4 protein-coding genes are annotated in these 2,586 nt (G+C 45.6%); all 4 read left to right on the top strand.

All coding sequences use genetic code 11. The features are described from left to right. The coding region (locus PO605_RS30675) for an RHS repeat-associated core domain-containing protein (RefSeq protein ID WP_272207337.1) at positions 1–738 on the top strand (738 nt) is incomplete at its 5' end. Beyond that, positions 735–1,295, top strand: a complete 561-nt coding sequence (locus PO605_RS30670) for a hypothetical protein (RefSeq protein ID WP_156136147.1) — start codon at positions 735–737, stop codon at positions 1,293–1,295. The genes PO605_RS30675 and PO605_RS30670, both read left to right, overlap by 4 nt. 475 nt (positions 1,296–1,770) lie before the next feature. Then, positions 1,771–2,331 carry a hypothetical protein gene (locus PO605_RS30665; RefSeq protein WP_156136148.1) on the top strand — a complete coding sequence of 187 codons (561 nt, stop codon included), beginning with the start codon at positions 1,771–1,773 and terminating at the stop codon, positions 2,329–2,331. A gap of 55 nt (positions 2,332–2,386) precedes the next feature. After that, positions 2,387–2,586, top strand: a 200-nt coding sequence (locus PO605_RS30660; protein ID WP_272207336.1) for a hypothetical protein, incomplete at its 3' end; no start/stop codon positions are given.

The following is a 2,586-nucleotide window of genomic DNA, read 5'->3' as shown; positions in this document are numbered from 1 at the left end:
CTGGCCCTGATCGACCCGCTGGGAAAGATCGACTGGCATATCGAACTCGATCCCTGGGGCAACTGCATCAGGGAATATAACCCCAGCCATCTCCACCAGCCTATTCGGATGCAGGGACAGCATCTGGATGAGGAATCGGGGCTTTTCTACAACAGGCATCGGTATTACGACCCGGCGCTGGGGAGGTATATCAGCCGCGATCCGATTGGGTTGATGGGGGGAATGAATTCGTATCTCTATTCAGGCGATCCCAACCACTGGTTTGATCCGCTGGGTCTGCAGAAGATATCTTCTGGAAGAAATAGAACTGGCGTGAGGCAACCCGCGCTCTTTGATCACCAGGTTCCACAGGCTGAACTGGATACGCAGACTGCAGGAATGCTCCAGCTTCCTGACTATGGTTCAGGTGGATTGGTGGCGGGAAAGAAGCCTTGGCAGAGTGCGGCGCAGCAGTTCAGCCCGCATGACTACACGCAGTATTGCAATCAATGGAGCAAGATGAATCTCACATGTAGTCGAAAAGATCGCGAGCCTGGGAGAGATGTGAAGGTCCCGGGCGACTATATACCCAACGACTTCCCTTGGAAAACATCTGAACTTCCTGAAGGCTACTCATGTGATATGCCATATTATTTTCTTGATATCCAGGGTGCTGGATCTGCTGCAACTGCAGATACAGGTGATCTCGCTGATTTACTAAAAAACATGATCCAAAAACGAAGGGGCATGAGAAAATGAAGAAACTGATTTTTCTTATTGCAATGAATATTTCCATTACCAGCAACGCATTATCCTTTGATGATGAGTGTGCCGGCTTTTTTACCCCAAAAGGAATCATGGCAAATTTCCCAATATTAAAGCAGAGAGACACATGGGAGTGGTACAAAAAAGTTCGCCCAGAATATGTTTGGAGTGCCGAAACAGGAAATTATGCAGGAAGAGAATTCAAAAGCAATGGCTTCGGCTTTGTTGTAATAATAGGCGCCGCCGATCTTAGCAAAAACCATTCTCAAAAAGGAAAGATTGATGATCTTGTTAAATTCGCATCAAAAGGAGCATTTTTAACCAAGGACTCCGAATATTATTCAGACAATACAAAGAGAGATAGAATTAAATTAAAAACAATTGTCCGTGCAGATGTGATTGATAACAAATCAATAGGATTGGTAATTGCAGATTTGGAAGCATTAGAGTTAGCCAAGATAGGTAATCCAAGCCACATGAGATTAACTGCAATTCTTCCAGAAAAGGAAGAATCTTATACATGTTATCCAGAGATTGAGACACTAAAATAGTAAGTATTTATTTTAATATATAAACCATAAGCGAGTACAAGCACTCAGCGCAGCCGTCCTTCGGAAGCAGAGCCTTCTCAGCTTGAGTTGCAAAAGCACTGGATGCAAAAGAGGTAGTAATGTTCCAGCTTACTGACTATGGTTCTGGGGGGCTGGTTGCGGGAAAGACGCCTTGGCAGAGTGCGGCGCAGCAGTTCAGCCCGTTTGACTACACGCAGTATTGCAAGAAATGGAGCAAGGCGAATTTGACGTGTACTGCGGGAGATCGTGAGCCTGGAAGAGATGTCAGAGTTCCGAGTGATTATTTGCCCAATGACTCTCCTTGGAGGACATCTCATCTTCCTAAAAATTTCACATGTGACTCGCCATATTATTTCCCAGAGACTAACGGCGCTGGATCTGCCGCTACTGCTGACTTAAGCGATGTAGCTGATGTTACAGGAAGAATACTGCAAGGTCGTAGAGGAGTGAGACGATGAAAAAATGGATGTGTTCTTTTGTTTTAATGGGAGTACTTTATGCTAAGGCATTTGCAAGCGCAGACGATTGTGGTGCGTTTTTCATAAAAAATGGCGTTGTTGCGACTTTTCCAATTTTAAAGAAAAGACCTACATGGGAGTGGCATAAGAAAATTCGCCCTGAATACTCGTGGGTTGCTGAAACAGGTTTTTATAGTACGGGAAAATTTAAGGGTAACGGTTTCGGATTTGTCGCAATAGTCGGCACAGCCAATCTTGAGGACAATCCAGTACAGCAGGGGAAAATTGAAGATCTTATTTCATTCTCGTCAAAAGGAGCATTTTTAACAAAGGAATCAAAGTATTATTTCGATAATATAAAAAAAGAGCAAATTCAATTTGAAACCATAGTAGCTGCGAAAGTGATGGATGGTGAGTCAATTGGGGTTATGACCGTGAATAAAGAGGCAGCAAATATGGCAAAAATGGGAAACCCGACTCATATGAAGTTAACTGCCACTCTTCCAGGAAAAGACGAATCCTATACATGTTATCCAGCGATTGAGATCATCAAATAGAGTGCATTGAGTTCGAAGGCACAAACCACAAAAAAACCAAGCCGGAACAGGTCAAGTGCTGGCTAACCAATACTTCTACGATGTCTTCTGCCGCATCGGCAGCTCGCTCCTGATCTTCTACGGCCGGGCCGGGGACCGGCTCACGCTCATCCAATTGCCGCCCCGGGACAGCAGGCCAATGCGGCGCATCCACACCCTCTACGAACCGCACAGCCACGTTCCCCTGCTGCGCGTGGAAACCGCAGGGCTGCCCCC

It is taken from the genome of Delftia sp. DT-2 (genome assembly GCF_028401915.1).
Lineage (GTDB): Bacteria > Pseudomonadota > Gammaproteobacteria > Burkholderiales > Burkholderiaceae_C > Comamonas > Comamonas tsuruhatensis.
This window is presented reverse-complemented; position numbering and strand designations above follow the sequence as displayed.

What these genes read in the sequence shown, in the direction of transcription:
- PO605_RS30665 (WP_156136148.1), top strand. Translation starts at nt 1,771, where the DNA reads ATGAAAAAATGGATGTGTTCTTTTGTTTTAATGGGAGTACTTTATGCT.
- PO605_RS30670 (WP_156136147.1), top strand. Translation starts at nt 735, where the DNA reads ATGAAGAAACTGATTTTTCTTATTGCAATGAATATTTCCATTACCAGC.